The following is a 15,915-nucleotide window of genomic DNA, read 5'->3' on the forward strand; positions in this document are numbered from 1 at the left end:
TGATTCACCGCGCCTCTGTGACCTGGGCGACGGCGGTGTCCAGCTCGGCGATGGACGTCTCGACGCGACCCAGGAGCCGTTTGACGGTGTCGTGGTGGGGCCAGGCGCCGTCCTGGTTGAGATGTCGGGTGAGCTGGTTGAGGTTGTTGCCGACCTTGCCGAGCTGTCCGTTGGCGGCCATCAGCGCCTTGACCATGGCGCGGTAGTCGGCGACTGCGGCGGTGGGGTCGTCGGCGCGCGCAGCGGCGAGTGAGCACTCGGCGACGTAGCCGCCGGGCTTCATGCGGCTGAGGTCGGCGGCGTTCTTCACAAGGGCGAGCTCGGTGTCGTTGTAGCGGGGCGAGATGCGGTGCTCGCGCAGCTGCTTGTCACGCAGACGGCGACGCGGCGCGGACTTCTGCGGCACGTTCGACGACTGCTCGATCGCCCCACCTTCGGTCGGCACCCCTGGGCCGGCCGACTCCGGCGCCCCCTCGGCGTCGGACGCCTCCGCCACCCCTGGGGCGGAGGCCGGGTAAGGACTCCTTACCCGACAACTTGCTGCGTCTGGGACAGGGCTCATTTCGCCTGTGATGGCCGGGGTGTTGAGGTCTCCATGGTTGGAGTCGTGCATGGCGAAGGGGCTCCGTTCGTGGATCTGCGGGGGTGTGGGGTAGGTGGTCAGTGAGGGTGGCCGGCGCGGGCGGCGTCCTTCGGCTCGGCTTTGACGGCGTTGACGACCCTTTGCGCGAGGTCGGTGCCGATGTGGTGGCCGTCGGTGCGAACGGCTTCCTTCAGGAGGTCACGTGAGAGACGCCCGGTCTCGCGGTAGATGCGGTGGGCGTAGTCGATGAGGACGTCCCAGGGCAGGTCGGGCTTGCGACCCGGGCGCGATGCCTTCGTCCTTGTCCTTGTGCTCGCGCTGGTGCCCGGATTGGCACCTGCGGTCTTGCCCGCATTCAGGTCCTGAGGTGTCGCACCAGGGGATTGCGGGCGGTCCGTGGATTCCGGGCCGTGGGCCCGGTGCTCGTCCTTATCGCCCGGATCCAGTACGGCAGTGGGGCGCTTGGGCTGTGCCCGCTTCGCAGGGGCCGTTCGGAGCTGGGTGGTCAGGGTGTCGGGCGTATCCCACCGGGCGGGCAAAGCGACGTAAGCGAGGTCGGTGGCCTGTTGGCGGGTGCCGAGTTTGCGCAGCAGCAGCTCGTCCTGGAGCGGGTCGCTGTCGACGCCGGCCCGCTCCAGAGCGTCGTGCAGGCGCCGGGTCGCGCGCTGGCCTCGCCGTCCGGTCCGCTTCTTCTCGGTCATTGCCTCGATGCGGAGGATCAGCGTGACGGCGCGGCTCAGGGCGCGCTCGCGGATGAGCTGTGCGGCATCGGCGTCATCGTCGGCGATACCAAGGCGGGCCAGGAGCTGCTCGCGGGCCTGGCGCGCGAGGACCGCGGTGAGGCTGCGGGAGGTGGCCCGGGGCGTGCGGTGGCGCAGTTCGATGCCCATGGCCAAGTGCCAGAGCATGGCGGCCATGACGGGGCCGATCAGGGCGCGGACCGTGCCGCCGACGGGACCTGACTCGGCATAGGCGGGGATGATCTGCACCCCGGTGATGATCCAGACCAGGATGCCTGGCAGGCCCGGTTCCCTCTTGTTGCTGTGGAGGTTCTGCCGGGCCATGAGCGCGGTGGCGAACAGGGCCAGCTCGGCGGTGGCGAACATCGCGGCGCGCTCGATCGTGCTGCCCATGTCCAGGTAGTCGGCCGCGAACCGCCAGCTGGTGTCGGCGCTGTAGGCGGTACAGCCGACCGCGGCCAGGGCGGCGACCGGTACTGCCAAGGTTCGGCGTTGCTCCTGGCCGTCCGGGCGGTGCCGGCTTCGGGGGATCAGCCATCCGCCGAGCAGCGCGACGGGCACAAGCAGTAGCGCAGCCAGAGTGGGGGAGGCAGGGGACATGCGGGTGGTCTCCAGGAGGCGTGGGAGGTAGGAGGGGGAAGCGTTCACGGCGGGGGCGTACACGCGAGCCCCCCTCTAAGGGGGGTCTCGCGCGTGAACGCCTGGGGGCGTGTACGGCGTGTACGCCCGCGTGATCGTCTGACCAGGGATTTCGTCACGGCCGTGGACGCTGCGAGCCCTGTTCGGGGCCGTGTACGCGCAGGGGGCGCGTGTACGGGTGCGTGTACGGTCCGGACCCGGTCTAGGCGGTCAGGAGACGACGCCGATGTGGCGTGTGGAGGCGTGGTAGCGGGCCTGCTGGCCGCCGCCGTTGCCGCCCGCGGCCCCTTCGGCCTTGGTGGCCAGTCCGGCCCTGACGAGCCGTTCCAGGTGGCGTCGTGCCTTCTCGACGTCGGCACGTCCAGGCTCCGGCTCACCGGCGAGCACCTCGGCCAGCTCCCGCACGGTCAGCCCGCCGCTGGCTGCACGCAGGAGCGTGACCGGGTCGAGCGTGGGGTCGACGGTGCTGGTGCCGTGCTCGTGGTCGTGGATGACCTGGAGCGGGCCGATCTCGCCGGTCGCCAGCTTGAGGTGGTGGATGGTGACGGCCAGGTCGCCGGGCTTGCCGTTGATGAACAGCACGCTGCCGGCGCCGGAGGTCAGCCAGGTGGAGCCGTAGACCTGGTCCAGGGCAGGGCGTTGGGCCTTGGGGCTGTCGGCACCGGACTTGCGCTGGTGGTGGAGCTCCAGGACCTCGACGCCGTTTTGGAGGGCGCGTCCGCGGGCGTTGTTGTACGCGACCGCGAGGGCGTCGTCGACCATGGTGCTGACGGCGTCCTTGAGGCTGTCGATCACCAGGGTGTCGGCCTGGTGGGCGGTGGCCAGTTCGGCGAGGAGGTCGGGCTCTTTGTCGAGCGTGGCGGGCAGCGGGCCCTGCCAGACGGCGAGCCGGTCGCGCAGCGCGGCCTTGTGCTCGTCGCCGACTCCGCGGGCAAGGGCCCGGGCGATCTGGGTGGGCCGGTCGATAGCCAGGTACAGCACGCGCTTGCCCGGGACGACCGGCATGCCGAGGACCGAGTCCTTGAGGCCGATGCGGGCGAGGACGACCTGGTGCGCGAGGGTCGTCTTGCCGACCCCGGGCGGGCCGACGAGCATCAGGCTCTCACCGGATGCCCAGGCGGTCTGCTCCCGGGTGCCCCAGATCGGCTGTGTGTCGGCGGCCTTGGTGATGAAGTCCCAGCCGTTGGTCAGGTAGCGGGACAGCCGCCCGGTGCCGGCCGCGTGGGCGCGTTCGCGCTCGGCGCGCAGGTCGGCCTCGGCCGCGCTGCGTATCTCGTCCGGATCGGCGCCTGGCTCGACGGTGCGCTGGTACTGGCGCACCGCGCTTTCACGCAGGCGCCGCAGGTTCGCCTTGCGCCGGACGATGTCGGCGTAATAGGCGGCGCTGCCGGTCGTGGTCGCGGCGCCGACGATCTGGTGCAGATAGGCGGCGCCGCCGATCCGGCTGAGTTCCCCGGTCCCGGCGAGGTACTCGGCCAGCGCGATCGGGTCCGTGGGTGCGTCGTCGGCGTGCAGTGCGAGGAGGGCACACCACACCGTCTCGTGCGCGGGCCGGTAGAAGTCGGCACCATCCAGCACGCTGCGCACCTCGACTACCGCGTCGCGGTGGAACATGCACGCGCCGAGAACCGCGCGCTCGGCGTCCACGGCGTGCGGAGGCTCGCCGGCGGTGCCGATGGCGGCGAACGGGCCGTCGGCTTCGTCGTTGGATGGATTCTTCTGGCGCGGGGCCCTACTCTGGGCCATAGAGCTCCTCACCCGGCAGGCCATACGGGGCGGCAACCCCGGCCGGTGCCGGTTTCGGTCGTTCAGGGATGGGCGGTCATACGGTGGAGCTTTGGCTTGGGCCCTCGGTGTTCGCAGCACCGGGGGCCGTTTGCGTGTGTGGGCACGTTCACCGGTGTCCGGTGGGACCAGGAACGATACCGCAGAATTTTGGAAATGCAACGGCTTGCATTTCACTCCGCAATGGTGTTCAGTATTGACCCTGGCCGTACTGGACCTGTCTGACCGCGAAGGAGGTGCGACGTGAGCGACAAGGAGGGCGCGGCCCGCGCGGGCCCGGATCGCCCAGCCATGGAGGAAAACGTCGCCGAGCGCATCAAGATGGAGCGCGAGGTGCGCGGCTGGAGCACGGTCACGCTGGCGGAGAAGATGGCCGCCGCCGGCCATCCGATCAATCAGTCCGCGATCTGGCGCATCGAGAGCGGCAAGCCGCGCCGCAGAGTCAACCTCGACGAGGCCCTCGGCTTCTGCGAGGTGTTCCAGATCACGATGGAGGACCTCACCGCGCCGCCCGGCCAGGTCGCCAACGCCCACGTCCGCCGCCTGGTCGGGGAATACGTCGAGAAGTGGGTGGCCTGGCGCGAGCTCGACAAGGACATGAAGCGCCTCAAGGACCAGCTCGACGCGTATGGGGAGGAGAACCCCGACCAAGCGGATCTGATCAAGGTCCTGCTGATGCACGAGCTCGACGTCGCCTCCGGCGGCGAGTTCAACCGCCACTACGCGCACGACCCGTCGAAGCAGCGGAGTTGGATGGGGTCCAGCCGCCCGGCCAAGTAGGTCCCACGAGGCCCGCTCGGCGTCCTCGGTGCTGCGAACACCGAGGTGCCGCGCCCCTTCAGGCGCAGGCCACACCCACGTAACGCCCATCCCTGAACGCACACCGCCGGCCAGGCCCGCAGGAGTTGCCGCTCACGCGTTGCCACGAGGCCGGGGAGGAGTACCCCTTGCCGCAGTTCCCCCTGCCCATCTCCCAGCTCGCCCAGGCGCTCGGCGTCGACGAGCACGCCCTGCGTGAGCTCATGGCCCGGCGCGAAGACGCTCCAGGCGACCCCACCCTCGTCGGTCTCACCGTCGCTGAGGCTGCTCGTCGTATCGGCATCGGCCGCACCAAGCTCTACGAGTACGTCTCTTCCGGCGAGATCCCCTCCGTGAAGATCGGCCGACTGCGCCGCATCCCCGCCGAGGCGGTCGTCGAGTTCATGGCCAAGCGCCCGCTGGCCACCGACTTCGACACCGCGGCCTGAGGGGAAACGGGAACTTGACCAAGCCCAAGAACTCCCGTCAGCCCAACGGCGCCTCGTCCATCTTCCTGGGCAAGGACGGCCGTTGGCACGGCTACGTCACCGTTGGCGTCAAGGACGACGGTGCCCCCGACCGGCGCCACGTCAGCCGCAAGACCCGCCCGGAGGTCACCAAGGCCGTACGCGAACTGGAGAAGCAGCGAGACTCCACGGGCGTCCGCAAGGCCGGTCAGACCTGGACGGTCAAGACCTGGCTGACCCACTGGGTGGAGAACATCGCCGCACCCAACGTCGGTGAGAACACCATCGACGGCTACCGCGTGGCGGTCTACCACCACCTCATCCCCGGCCTGGGCGGCCACCGCCTGGAGAAGCTGGAGCCCGAGCACCTGGAGCGCTTCTACCAGAAGATGCAGGCCAACGGCAGCGCCGCCGGCACCGCCCACCAGGCACACCGCACCGCCAACACGGCGCTCAACGAGGCCGTACGCCGTCGCCACCTCACCACCAACCCGGCCTCCATCGCCAAGGCCCCCAAGGTCGAAGAGGAAGAGGTCGAGCCGTACACGCTGGCTGAGATCCAGCGTCTCCTCCTCGAAGCGGGCAAGCACCGCAACCACGCTCGCTGGGTCATCGCGCTCGCGCTCGGCCTGCGCCAGGGCGAGGCCCTCGGCCTGAAGTGGGATGACGTGGACTTCGAGGAAGGCGTGCTCTTCGTACGCCGGGGCCGCCTGAGGCCCCGCTACAAGCACGGCTGCGGCGACAAGTGCGGACGCAAGCCCGGCTACTGCCCCCAGAAGATCAACACCCGGCGCGAGACGAAGGACACCAAGACCCGCGCCGGCAAGCGCACGATCGGCGCGCCCGAGCAGCTGCTGGCGCTGCTGCAACGGCACAAGGAGGCGCAGGACCGCGAGCGGGCTCTCGCCCGTGACCTGTGGGTGGAGAAGGGGTACGTGTTCACCTCGCCGACCGGCGAACCGCTCAACCCGAACACCGACCACCACAAGTGGAAGGACCTGCTGAAGGCCGCAGGTGTCCGTGAGGGCCGACTCCACGACGCCCGCCACACCGCGGCCACCGTACTGCTGATCCTCGGCGTCCCCGAGGCGGTCGTCGACCGCATCATGGGCTGGGAGCCCGGCAAGTCCGCCCGGATGCGCCGCCGCTACCAGCACCTCACCGGCCAGGTGCTCCAGCAGACCGCGGCGAAGGTCGGCGGCCTGCTGTGGGGAGCGACGCCTTCTGCCTCCCCGTCGACCTCTGGAGGCCCGGCGGCCGGCCCGAGCCAGGACCCTGCCCCGGCGGACCCGACGGTGTACGTTGCCCGACTCGGCGAACGCCGCATCCCGTTCCTGCACCGCGAGCACGCGGATACGGTGGCCTCGCAGTGGGGCGCCGACCATCCCAACCACGCGGCAGGGGTGGAGGAGTGGGACCGGGATAAGTGGGAGGACAAGGGCCGCGGCGGCATGCGGGCCATCCGCGAGCGTATGCCTGACCGCAGGGTCGTCCACCACGCCCACGCCGTGTACCTGCCTGGCGGCGAGCGACTCAACATCGGTCGCAATGACCAATGGTCCGTGATGGCCTGGGAGTTCGAGATCGACCTCTACACGGACTTGCCGGTGCGGTGGCACACCACGCGCCGCCCTGGCCAGGAGATCGAGGCACAGGTCCGGGGCACGGACGAGGACGCCGTTGCCGCCGCGTTCGCCGACGCATGCGCACAGGCTGTGGACCGGGCCAAGGCTCCTGGCAAGTACGGCGACTCGTAAGGAGGGTGCGTCCGTCTGTGACAGTCGGGCGACGGGATTCCGTCGCCCGACTGACTGCTGCCTGCCGCCATCTCCCGTGAGGCGAGCCCCTGTTGAGTGTCAGTGGCGCTTTCTATGGTGGAGACATGGCAAATGGGGTATGGCACACCGCATATGGCATAGAGATCAATCTGTCGCTGCCTGACCTCGGTCACCCGGAGCGTCCCGATCTGCTTCGGGAGCTCACTGCAAGCGTCGCCGAGCGTGATCCGTATTTGCTCGAATGCCTCGCCCATCATGATGGGCGGGAGTGCGCGTCCGAGGCAGGCGGCAAATCTCCGTGGATGTTCATACGCCGAGGCCGTGTCGGAGGCCGTCGGCCTTTAGTCGCCTCTCATCTGCCGGTCACGCACAAGGCGACACCGGCTGAGAGCGAGCAGCACAAGGCCACCAAGGAGCGGATCGTCGAGACCGCCTCCCGGTATGGCCTGGCGGCCGAGGTCGAGGTGTCCACCGCCAACCGGCGGAGCATCTCCGACGCCCTCGTCACCGGCCCGGAAGGCATACGTATCGGCTGGGAGATCCAGTACCACCACCTCAGCCCCAGCAGCGTGCATCGCCGGTCAGCCAACGCGGTGCAGCACCAGATCACGCCTCTCTGGGTGGCGAAGGACAGAACGGCGTCTCTCATCGACCGTGCGCCGTGGGCTCGCGTGGACGACATGCCCTGGAAGGAGATCGCCGGCGGCAGGGAAATGGTGATCCGCGGCGGGTATCGCTACCTCCAGGTCTGGAAGTGCGTGCCCAGTAGCCCCCGGCATTGCCCTGTCACCGAAGGCGCCGGTCACTGTGAGCGGATTCACGCCGAGTGGTTCCTGCCGGCTCTCTGTCATCCGGAGAAGCCGGCGGTGCAGCTTGAGGATCTCGTGCTGTCGAGCGCGACGGGGGACAGCGTGCCCGTGTACGTGCCCAATCGCGGCGGCGGTCGGGCCGGTAGGCACATGTGGGTGCCGGCGGACGACTGCCGGATCTGGAAGGAACTGACGGGCCAGGCGTCTCCCTTGCCCACGGCGGAGCCGCAGGAGCCGGACGACGAGATCACCTTCGCCGAGCAGGAGATCGACCGGACGTGCCGGGCCGGCGAGGAGGGCCGGTTCGTCGGCGACGCTCGGCCCATCCGTGATCTCGGCCAGCCGACCGGCGGCTTCACCCTCTCCCGGATGCCGACGCAGCGTTCCCGGAACCCGAACCTGATCACGGCTGTTGAGCGGGCCGCTGCCTCCGCCGCGCTGGGCTGCCCGCCGTGGGAGCTGGGCCTGTGCGCCGAGTGCGGACAGCTGATGCGCCGGTACGGACGCGACGCCGCCATGTACTGCGACGTGTGCCGCGCAGTTCTCAACGGCCGGTAGCCGACGGCGGCTCGTCAGAGGCAACTGCAACCAAAACTGCAACCACGGAACGACGAAGGTCCCGGCCGCTGAGCGGTCGGGACCTTCGTTTGCCCTGGTGGGCGGGTGCGGAGGATACGAGATTCGAACTCGTGAGGGGTTGCCCCCAACACGCTTTCCAAGCGTGCGCCCTAGGCCACTAGGCGAATCCTCCGCCGCAAACAATACAAGACGTCGGGCAGTGCTCGCGAACATGATCCGGAGGAGGGGGCCGGAGGGGAGGTGTGGTCGGGAGCCGGGTCGTTTTCAGGGGGGTGGATCCGCTAGTGTGGAGCGCAGCCCCTCACGTGGCGCTATCTGACTGAACTCCCCCAGGGCCGGAAGGCAGCAAGGGTAGGTCGGCTCTGGCGGGTGCGTGGGGGGCGCTTGCGTTTGCGGACGGGGCTCCCCTGCGCATGGGGGAGGCGCCGGCGGTTCGGGGACGGGCCGGTTGTCGGTGGGGCCCGATATCGTCGTATGCGTGTCGTCCCTTGCGCTGTACCGCCGCTACCGCCCCGAGACCTTCGCCGAGGTCATCGGGCAAGAGCACGTGACCGATCCGCTGCAGCAGGCGTTGCGGAACAACCGCGTCAACCACGCCTATCTGTTCAGCGGGCCGCGCGGCTGCGGCAAGACGACGAGCGCGCGGATCCTGGCGCGCTGCCTGAACTGTGAGGAAGGTCCCACTCCCACGCCGTGCGGGAAGTGCCAGTCGTGTGTGGACCTGGCGCGGAACGGCCGGGGCTCGATCGATGTGATCGAGATCGACGCGGCGTCCCACGGCGGTGTCGACGACGCGCGTGAGCTGCGGGAGAAGGCGTTCTTCGGGCCGGCCGGCAGCCGGTACAAGATCTACATCATCGATGAGGCGCACATGGTGACCTCGGCGGGCTTCAACGCCCTGCTGAAGGTCGTCGAGGAGCCGCCGGAGCATCTGAAGTTCATCTTCGCCACGACCGAGCCCGAGAAGGTCATCGGGACGATCCGGTCGCGTACCCACCACTATCCGTTCCGGCTGGTGCCGCCCGGGACGCTGCGGGAGTACCTGGCGGAGGTGTGCGGGCGGGAGGACATCCCGGTCGAGGACGGGGTGCTGCCGCTGGTGGTGCGGGCCGGGGCCGGGTCGGTGCGTGACTCGATGTCGGTGATGGACCAGCTCCTCGCCGGTGCCGGCGCGGACGGTGTGACGTATGCCATGGCGACGGCGCTGCTGGGGTACACGGACGGGTCGCTGCTGGATTCCGTCGTCGAGGCGTTCGCCGCCGGCGACGGGGCGGCGGCCTTCGAGGTCGTCGACCGGGTCATCGAGGGGGGCAACGACCCGCGGCGGTTCGTGGCGGATCTGCTGGAGCGGCTGCGGGACCTGGTGATCCTGGCGGCGGTGCCGGACGCGGCGGAGAAGGGACTGATCGACGCGCCCGCCGATGTCGTGGAGCGGATGACGGCGCAGGCCGCGGTGTTCGGCCCGGGAGAGCTGAGCCGGGCCGCGGATCTGGTGAACGCGGGCCTGACGGAGATGCGCGGCGCGACCTCGCCGCGGCTCCAGCTGGAGCTGATCTGCGCGCGGGTGCTGCTGCCCGCGGCGTACGACGACGAGCGGTCGGTGCAGGCGCGGCTGGACCGCCTGGAGCGGGGCCTGGGCGCCGGTGCGGTGGCCCTGGGTGGCCCGGCCGGTCCCGGCGGCGGTCCCGGTGGGGGCGGGCCCGTCGGTCCCGGTGGGGCGGTGCTGGAGTCCGGGGGCGGGCCGGTGGCCGCGTACGTGCCGGGGCCGGAGGCGCATCCGCCGATGCCGGCCGGGCCGTCCGGTCCCGCCGCTGCGCGAGCCGCGGTGCGCGGGGCTGCGGGCGGTGGCGGCGGCGCCGATGCCGGTCTCGGCGCAGGGGCAGGGGCAAGTGCAGGTGCTGCGGCACCGCCGGTTGCCGCGTCGGCTGCGGGTGCGGCGGCTGCCGCTCCGGGGGCGGGTGTGGCGCCCGGCGGTGCGTACGACGGTGGGCAGGCGCCGCCCCAGGGTGGTCCGCAGGGCGGTGCTCCGGGTGGCTCGCAGGGTGGTCCGGCGGCCGGTGGGCGGCCCGGGGCCTGGCCCGGAGGCGCGCAGCGGAGCGGTGGCGGTGGCGGTGGCGGTGGCGGTGCCGCGGGCGGGGTGCGGCAGCCCGGCAGCTGGCCGTCGGCCGTGGCGCCGGGGCAGGGCGGCCAGGGAGGCGCGGGGGGCCAGGCGGCGTCCGGTGCTTCCGGGGCCGGTGGCTCCGGTGAGGCGTCCGTGCCGGGTGCGGCCGGGCCGAGTGTGTCCGGGCCGGGTGCCGGGGCGGCGCCCGCGCCCGTGGGGCAGCAGGTTTCCGGTGGTGCGGCGCAGGGGGCCGCGCAGGTGCGGCAGATGTGGCCGCAGATCCTGGACGCGGTGAAGGACCGGCGGCGCTTCACCTGGATCCTGCTGAGCCAGAACGCCCAGGTGTCCGGGTTCGACGGGACGACGCTGCAGATCGGCTTCCCCAACGCCGGGGCCCGGGACAGCTTCGCGAACGGCGGCAGCGAGGAGGTCCTCAAGGACGTGCTGGCCGAGCGGTTCCAGCTTCAGTGGCGGGTCGAGGCGATCGTCGATCCGTCGGGCGGTGCCACTTCGCCGGCCGGCGGTGCCCGCGGTGGCGGGGGCGGCTTCGGCGGTGCCCCGGCCGCGCCGCCGCAGGCGGCCCCGCAGCCGGCGCCCCAGCCGAGCGCCCCGGCGCCCGAGGCCCCCGGAGGGCAGTACGGGTCGGGCGGTGGCGGAAGCCAGGGCGCGCGGATGGCGCGGGAGGCGGTGGCCCCGTCGGCGTCCGCGGGCGGCGGTCAGGGCGGGCCTCCGGTGGAGCCTTCGTACAGCGCGCCGGAGCCGCCGATGGCGATCGAGTACGACATGCCGGCCGAGGACGATCCGGATCTCGTCGACTCGGCGCTCAGCGGTCATGAGCTGATCGTGCGCGAGCTCGGCGCGACGGTCGTCGAGGAGTTCACCAACGAGTGACGCACAGTCACAGGTGAGGGGGAGCGGCAGCGGTGGGTGATCGCGAAGTTTCGCTTCGTACGGGCATATTCGGCCGCATATGACGCACGAATGGCCCGTGTTTGACCGGTCTGCCCGGAGCGGTGGAGGCGCGGGGAGGGCGGGTGTGCGGGGGCTGAGAGGGAGATCCGCGCTCCTCCCTGCGGCGTAGGGCGCGGGGCCCGGGAAACACGTAGGCTCGGGCTACCGCACCAATCGTTGTCGTATGGCAGGAGTCACGTCGTGATCCCCGGTGGTCAGCCCAACATGCAGCAGCTGCTTCAGCAGGCCCAGAAGATGCAGCAGGACCTCGCAGCCGCCCAGCAGGAGCTGGCGGAGACGCCCGTGGAGGGCTCCGCGGGTGGCGGTCTGGTCAAGGCGACGGTGACGGGCTCCGGTGAGCTCCAGGCGCTGGTGATCGACCCGAAGGCGGTCGACACCGACTCCGCGGAGGACACCGCCGAGACCATCGCCGATCTCGTCCTCGCGGCGGTCCGGGACGCCAACGCCAGCGCGCAGAAGCTCCAGCAGCAGAAGCTCGGCCCGCTCGCCCAGGGGCTGGGCGGCGGTGGCATCCCCGGCCTCCCCTTCTGAGGAGTAGCCAACTAGCGTACGCAGCACGGCAGAAGAGAGAGAAGACGTTCCGTGTATGAAGGCGTGGTCCAGGATCTGATCGACGAGTTGGGCAGGCTGCCCGGCGTCGGTCCCAAGAGCGCGCAGCGGATCGCCTTCCACATCCTTCAGGCCGAGCCGACCGATGTCCGCCGGCTCGCGACCGCGCTGATGGAGGTCAAGGCGAAGGTCCGGTTCTGCTCCGTGTGCGGCAATGTCGCGCAGGAGGAGCAGTGCCGGGTCTGCCTGGACCCGCGGCGCGATCCGGCGGTCATCTGCGTCGTGGAGGAGCCCAAGGACGTCGTGGCGATCGAGCGGACGCGGGAGTTCCGCGGCCGGTACCACGTCCTCGGCGGGGCGATCAGCCCGATCGAGGGCGTCGGCCCCGACGACCTGCGGATACGGGAACTGCTGGCCAGGCTCGCGGACGGCGCGGTCACCGAGCTGATCCTGGCCACCGACCCGAATCTGGAGGGCGAGGCCACGGCCACGTACCTGGCCCGCATGATCAAACCGATGGGCCTCACAGTGACGCGACTGGCCAGCGGACTGCCGGTCGGAGGCGATCTGGAGTATGCCGACGAGGTCACGCTCGGGCGGGCCTTCGAAGGGAGGAGACTTCTCGATGTCTGATGCCACGCTGCACAACACGACACAGAACCCGGACGACTTCGCCGTATCGATCTCCGACTCGATCGAGAGTTTCATCGTTGCGGTGACCGAGGTCGCCAAGGGCGACGAGCCGGACAGCGCGGTGCCCTTCCTGCTGCTGGAGATCTCCCAGCTGCTGCTCACCGGCGGCCGGCTGGGGGCCCATGAGGACATCGTTCCCGACGAGCGGTACGAACCGGACACCGGCCCGGAGCCGGACGTGGACGAGCTGCGCGAGCGGTTCGCGCGGCTGCTGGACCCGGTCGACGTGTACTCCGAGGTCTTCGACCCGTATGTGCCGCGCAGCGAGCCGGTGGCCTCGCGGCTCTCCGACGACCTCGCCGTCGTCATCACCGACCTGCGGCACGGCCTCGCGCACTACCGCGAGGGCCGGGTCACCGAGGCGCTGTGGTGGTGGCAGTTCTCCTACCTCTCCAACTGGGGCCCGACCGCCTCGGCCGCGCTGCGCGCCCTCCAGTCGCTGGTCGCCCATGTTCGCCTCGACCAGCCGCTGGACGCGCTGGACGGTCTGGACACCGACAGCGACGCCAACGGGGACGAGGAGCGGCTGGCCGAGGAGGCCGGCAAGGTCATGGCGGAGGAGATCGCCGCACCGCTGGGGCTGCGCGGGGTGTGAGCGCCGGGTGACCGCCGGGTGACCGCCGAGCTCCGGCCGGTGCGCGGGGTGTGACCTGGGTTACGTTCCCGTGTGTCCGGGTGTGGAGCGGGCAGGTGCTCGCCGAGCCGGTGCGACGGTGCACCGCGCGGAGCCGCCGAGGGACGCGGCGTTCACGGTGCTCACCGAGGAGTGATGTCGGTGGGCGGGATGATCGGGATGATCACAGCGTGGTCTGCGTCTCACCATGTGGTGGTAGCGGGGCGTATGCCGCCCGCTCGTTAGACTGAGCCGACCGCAGTACCCCCGTTTCCGGGGGTCCGGGAGGGACTCCCTCCCGCAGAGACAGTTGCGAGGAGCGCACGTGGGCCTTGTCGTGCAGAAGTACGGCGGCTCATCCGTTGCGGATGCCGAGGGCATCAAGCGCGTTGCCAAGCGAGTCGTCGAAGCCAAGAAGAACGGCCACCAGGTGGTCGTCGTGGTTTCGGCGATGGGCGACACGACGGACGAGCTGATCGATCTCGCTCAGGAAGTGTCCCCGATTCCGTCGGGGCGCGAGTTCGACATGCTGCTGACCGCCGGAGAGCGGATCTCCATGGCCCTGCTGGCGATGGCGATCAAAAACCTCGGCCACGAGGCGCAGTCCTTCACCGGCAGCCAGGCAGGTGTCATCACCGACTCCGTGCACAACAAGGCACGGATCATCGATGTCACGCCGGGCCGTATCCGGGACTCGGTCGACGAGGGCAACATCGCCATCGTCGCCGGCTTCCAGGGCGTGTCCCAGGACAAGAAGGACATCACGACGCTGGGGCGGGGTGGCTCGGACACCACCGCCGTGGCGCTGGCCGCCGCCCTTGACGCCGAGGTCTGCGAGATCTACACCGATGTGGACGGTGTCTTCACCGCCGACCCGCGGGTCGTGAAGAAGGCCCGGAAGATCGACCAGATCTCCTTCGAGGACATGCTGGAGCTGGCCAGCTCCGGCTCCAAGGTGCTGCTGCACCGCTGCGTCGAGTACGCACGCCGTTACAACATCCCGATCCACGTCCGCTCGTCCTTCTCGGGGCTTAAGGGCACGTGGGTCAGCAACGAACCGCAAGGGGACAGGCCGATGGAGCAGGCAATCATCTCGGGCGTCGCACACGACACCTCCGAGGCGAAGGTCACGGTCGTCGGGGTCCCGGACAAGCCGGGTGAGGCCGCGCGCATCTTCCGCGCCATCGCGGACTCCGAGGTCAACATCGACATGGTCGTCCAGAACGTTTCGGCAGCCACCACCGGGCTGACGGACATCTCCTTCACGCTGCCGAAGGACGAGGGTCGCAAGGCCATCGCGGCGCTGGAGAAGACCCGTGCCGCGGTCGGCTTCGACTCGCTCCGCTACGACGACCAGATCGCCAAGATCTCGCTGGTCGGCGCGGGCATGAAGACCAACCCGGGCGTCACCGCGACGTTCTTCGAGGCGCTGTCCAACGCGGGCGTGAACATCGAGCTCATCTCGACCTCCGAGATCCGCATCTCGGTCGTCACCCGCGCCGATGACGTCAAGGAGGCGGTGCAGGCCGTGCACAGCGCCTTCGGGCTCGACACCGAGAGCGACGAAGCCGTCGTCTATGGCGGCACCGGACGATGATTCCGGCCGAGGCGGGCCGCCCGTCCTTCGCTGATGCGGCGAGGGCGGGGGCCCGTGCGGCCGCCAAGCCGGATCTCGCCGTGGTCGGTGCCACCGGCGCCGTCGGCGCGGTCCTGCTCGGGATCCTTTCCGAGCGGGCCGACGTCTGGGGCGAGATCCGGCTGATCGCGCCCCCAAGCTCTCAGCTGCGTTCGAGCAGGGGGGACCCCCACCCCAGCTCGGCCGGCCGCAAGCTGACCGTGCGCGGTGAAGAGGTCGAGGTCGTCGGACTGAGCGAGGACGCCTTCGAGGGCATCGACGTCGCGATGTTCGACGTGCCCGACGAGGTCGCCGCGCAGTGGGTGCCGGTCGCGGTGTCCAAGGGCGCCGTCGCGGTGGACAGTTCGGGCGCGTTCCGGATGGACCCGGAGGTGCCGTTGGTGGTGCCCGAGGTCAATGCGTGCGCGGCTCGGATAAGGCCGCGCGGCATCATCGCCAATCCGAACTGCACCACCCTCTCGATGATCGTCGCGCTGGGCGCGCTGCACGCCGAGTACGGGCTGAGCGAGCTGATCGTCTCCTCGTACCAGGCCGCGACGGGGGTCGGGCAGGCCGGCGCCGAGACGCTGCGGGCACAGCTCGCGGCGGTGTCCGGTACGGACCTGGGTACCACGCCGGGTGATGTGCGGCGGGCGGTCGGCGACACCCTGGGGCCGTTCCCGGCGCCGCTCGCGCTCAATGTCGTGCCGTGGGCCGGCTCGCTCCAAGAGGATGGCTGGTCCTCGGAGGAACTGCGGATCCGCAACGAGTCCCGCAAGATCCTGGGGCTGCCGGACCTTCCGGTCACCGCGACCTGCGTACGGGTCCCGGTGATCACCGCGCACTCGCTGGCCGTGCACGCGCGGTTCGAGAACGAGGTCACGGTCGCGGGTGCCCACGAGATACTGGCGGCGGCCCCCGGCGTCGTGCTGAGCGACGACCCGGCGGAGGGCGAGTACCCGACGCCGGCGGATGTGGTGGGCACGGATCCCACCTGGGTGGGCCGGGTGCGGCGGTCGCTGGACGATCCGCGGGTGCTGGAGCTGTTCGTGTGCGGGGACAACCTGCGCAAGGGGGCGGCGCTGAACACGGCGCAGATCGGGGAGCTGGTGGCGGCCGAGCTGGCGGCCGGGGAGCCGCGGGCGTAGGGGATGGCCGGTGGGCCGGCGCGGTCGCCGGGCCCGTTGTCCCACG

The 15,915-nt window shown here is 70.6% G+C and carries 13 protein-coding genes, 1 tRNA gene and 1 other RNA gene; 11 read left to right on the forward strand and 4 right to left on the reverse strand.

From position 1 onward, the window contains the following. Positions 1-4 precede the first annotated feature (4 nt). The 3 genes from ACO1BR_RS09320 to ACO1BR_RS09330 all read right to left on the reverse strand — a co-directional run bounded on the left by ACO1BR_RS09320 (position 5) and on the right by ACO1BR_RS09330 (position 3,708). Complete coding sequence (locus ACO1BR_RS09320; RefSeq protein WP_426794560.1) at positions 5-496, reverse strand: plasmid mobilization protein; 492 nt, start codon at positions 494-496, stop codon at positions 5-7. 164 nt (positions 497-660) lie between these two features. After that, the gene (locus tag ACO1BR_RS09325) at positions 661-1,806 is read right to left on the reverse strand and encodes a hypothetical protein (RefSeq protein WP_426794561.1); all 1,146 of its coding nucleotides are present in this window, start codon (positions 1,804-1,806) and stop codon (positions 661-663) included. A 366-nt stretch (positions 1,807-2,172) separates the two neighbouring features. Continuing rightward, positions 2,173-3,708, reverse strand: a complete 1,536-nt coding sequence (locus ACO1BR_RS09330; RefSeq protein WP_426794562.1) for a DnaB-like helicase N-terminal domain-containing protein — start codon at positions 3,706-3,708, stop codon at positions 2,173-2,175. 282 nt (positions 3,709-3,990) lie between these two features. Between ACO1BR_RS09330 and ACO1BR_RS09335 the strand changes: the two genes are divergently transcribed. The 4 genes from ACO1BR_RS09335 (at position 3,991) to ACO1BR_RS09350 (ending at position 8,157) form a co-directional block, all read left to right on the forward strand. Further along, positions 3,991-4,527 carry a helix-turn-helix transcriptional regulator gene (locus ACO1BR_RS09335; protein ID WP_039634338.1) on the forward strand — a complete coding sequence of 179 codons (537 nt, stop codon included), beginning with the start codon at positions 3,991-3,993 and terminating at the stop codon, positions 4,525-4,527. Between the two features lie 167 nt (positions 4,528-4,694). Then, on the forward strand, positions 4,695-4,994 hold the full coding sequence (locus ACO1BR_RS09340) for a helix-turn-helix domain-containing protein (RefSeq protein WP_426794563.1): 300 nt from the start codon (positions 4,695-4,697) through the stop codon (positions 4,992-4,994). Positions 4,995-5,008: 14 nt separating this feature from the next. Continuing rightward, positions 5,009-6,769: a tyrosine-type recombinase/integrase gene (locus ACO1BR_RS09345; RefSeq protein WP_426794564.1), complete on the forward strand. Its 1,761-nt coding sequence runs from the start codon at positions 5,009-5,011 to the stop codon at positions 6,767-6,769. Positions 6,770-6,861: 92 nt separating this feature from the next. Further along, positions 6,862-8,157, forward strand: a complete 1,296-nt coding sequence (locus tag ACO1BR_RS09350; RefSeq protein WP_426794565.1) for a hypothetical protein — start codon at positions 6,862-6,864, stop codon at positions 8,155-8,157. A gap of 108 nt (positions 8,158-8,265) precedes the next feature. Here the strand turns inward: ACO1BR_RS09350 and ACO1BR_RS09355 are convergent. Continuing rightward, positions 8,266-8,350, reverse strand: a tRNA-Ser gene (locus ACO1BR_RS09355). A 120-nt stretch (positions 8,351-8,470) separates the two neighbouring features. Here ACO1BR_RS09355 and ffs point away from each other — a divergent pair. From ffs to ACO1BR_RS09390, 7 genes are all read left to right on the forward strand, one after another. Further along, an RNA gene (ffs, locus tag ACO1BR_RS09360) (signal recognition particle sRNA small type) lies at positions 8,471-8,569 on the forward strand. 87 nt (positions 8,570-8,656) lie between these two features. After that, positions 8,657-11,170: a DNA polymerase III subunit gamma and tau gene (locus ACO1BR_RS09365; RefSeq protein ID WP_426794566.1), complete on the forward strand. Its 2,514-nt coding sequence runs from the start codon at positions 8,657-8,659 to the stop codon at positions 11,168-11,170. A 261-nt stretch (positions 11,171-11,431) separates the two neighbouring features. After that, positions 11,432-11,782 carry a YbaB/EbfC family nucleoid-associated protein gene (locus ACO1BR_RS09370; RefSeq protein ID WP_078893978.1) on the forward strand — a complete coding sequence of 117 codons (351 nt, stop codon included), beginning with the start codon at positions 11,432-11,434 and terminating at the stop codon, positions 11,780-11,782. A 51-nt stretch (positions 11,783-11,833) separates the two neighbouring features. Next, entirely contained in the window at positions 11,834-12,433 is a 600-nt protein-coding gene (gene recR, locus ACO1BR_RS09375; RefSeq protein ID WP_426794567.1) for a recombination mediator RecR, read from the forward strand. Beyond that, entirely contained in the window at positions 12,426-13,088 is a 663-nt protein-coding gene (locus ACO1BR_RS09380) for a DUF5063 domain-containing protein (RefSeq protein WP_426794568.1), read from the forward strand. Before recR ends, ACO1BR_RS09380 begins: the two co-directional genes overlap by 8 nt. Positions 13,089-13,431: 343 nt before the next feature. Then, positions 13,432-14,703, forward strand: a complete 1,272-nt coding sequence (locus ACO1BR_RS09385) for an aspartate kinase (RefSeq protein WP_159509018.1) — start codon at positions 13,432-13,434, stop codon at positions 14,701-14,703. Then, positions 14,700-15,869, forward strand: coding sequence for an aspartate-semialdehyde dehydrogenase (locus ACO1BR_RS09390; protein ID WP_426794569.1), 1,170 nt, complete (start codon positions 14,700-14,702; stop codon positions 15,867-15,869). Before ACO1BR_RS09385 ends, ACO1BR_RS09390 begins: the two co-directional genes overlap by 4 nt. The last annotated feature ends 46 nt before the right edge of the window (positions 15,870-15,915 follow it).

Source organism: Streptomyces sp. YGL11-2, assembly GCF_050054615.1.
GTDB lineage: Bacteria > Actinomycetota > Actinomycetes > Streptomycetales > Streptomycetaceae > Streptomyces.

What these genes read in the sequence shown, in the direction of transcription:
- ACO1BR_RS09330 (WP_426794562.1), bottom strand. Translation starts at nt 3,708, where the DNA reads ATGGCCCAGAGTAGGGCCCCGCGCCAGAAGAATCCATCCAACGACGAA.
- ACO1BR_RS09390 (WP_426794569.1), top strand. Translation starts at nt 14,700, where the DNA reads ATGATTCCGGCCGAGGCGGGCCGCCCGTCCTTCGCTGATGCGGCGAGG.
- ACO1BR_RS09380 (WP_426794568.1), top strand. Translation starts at nt 12,426, where the DNA reads ATGTCTGATGCCACGCTGCACAACACGACACAGAACCCGGACGACTTC.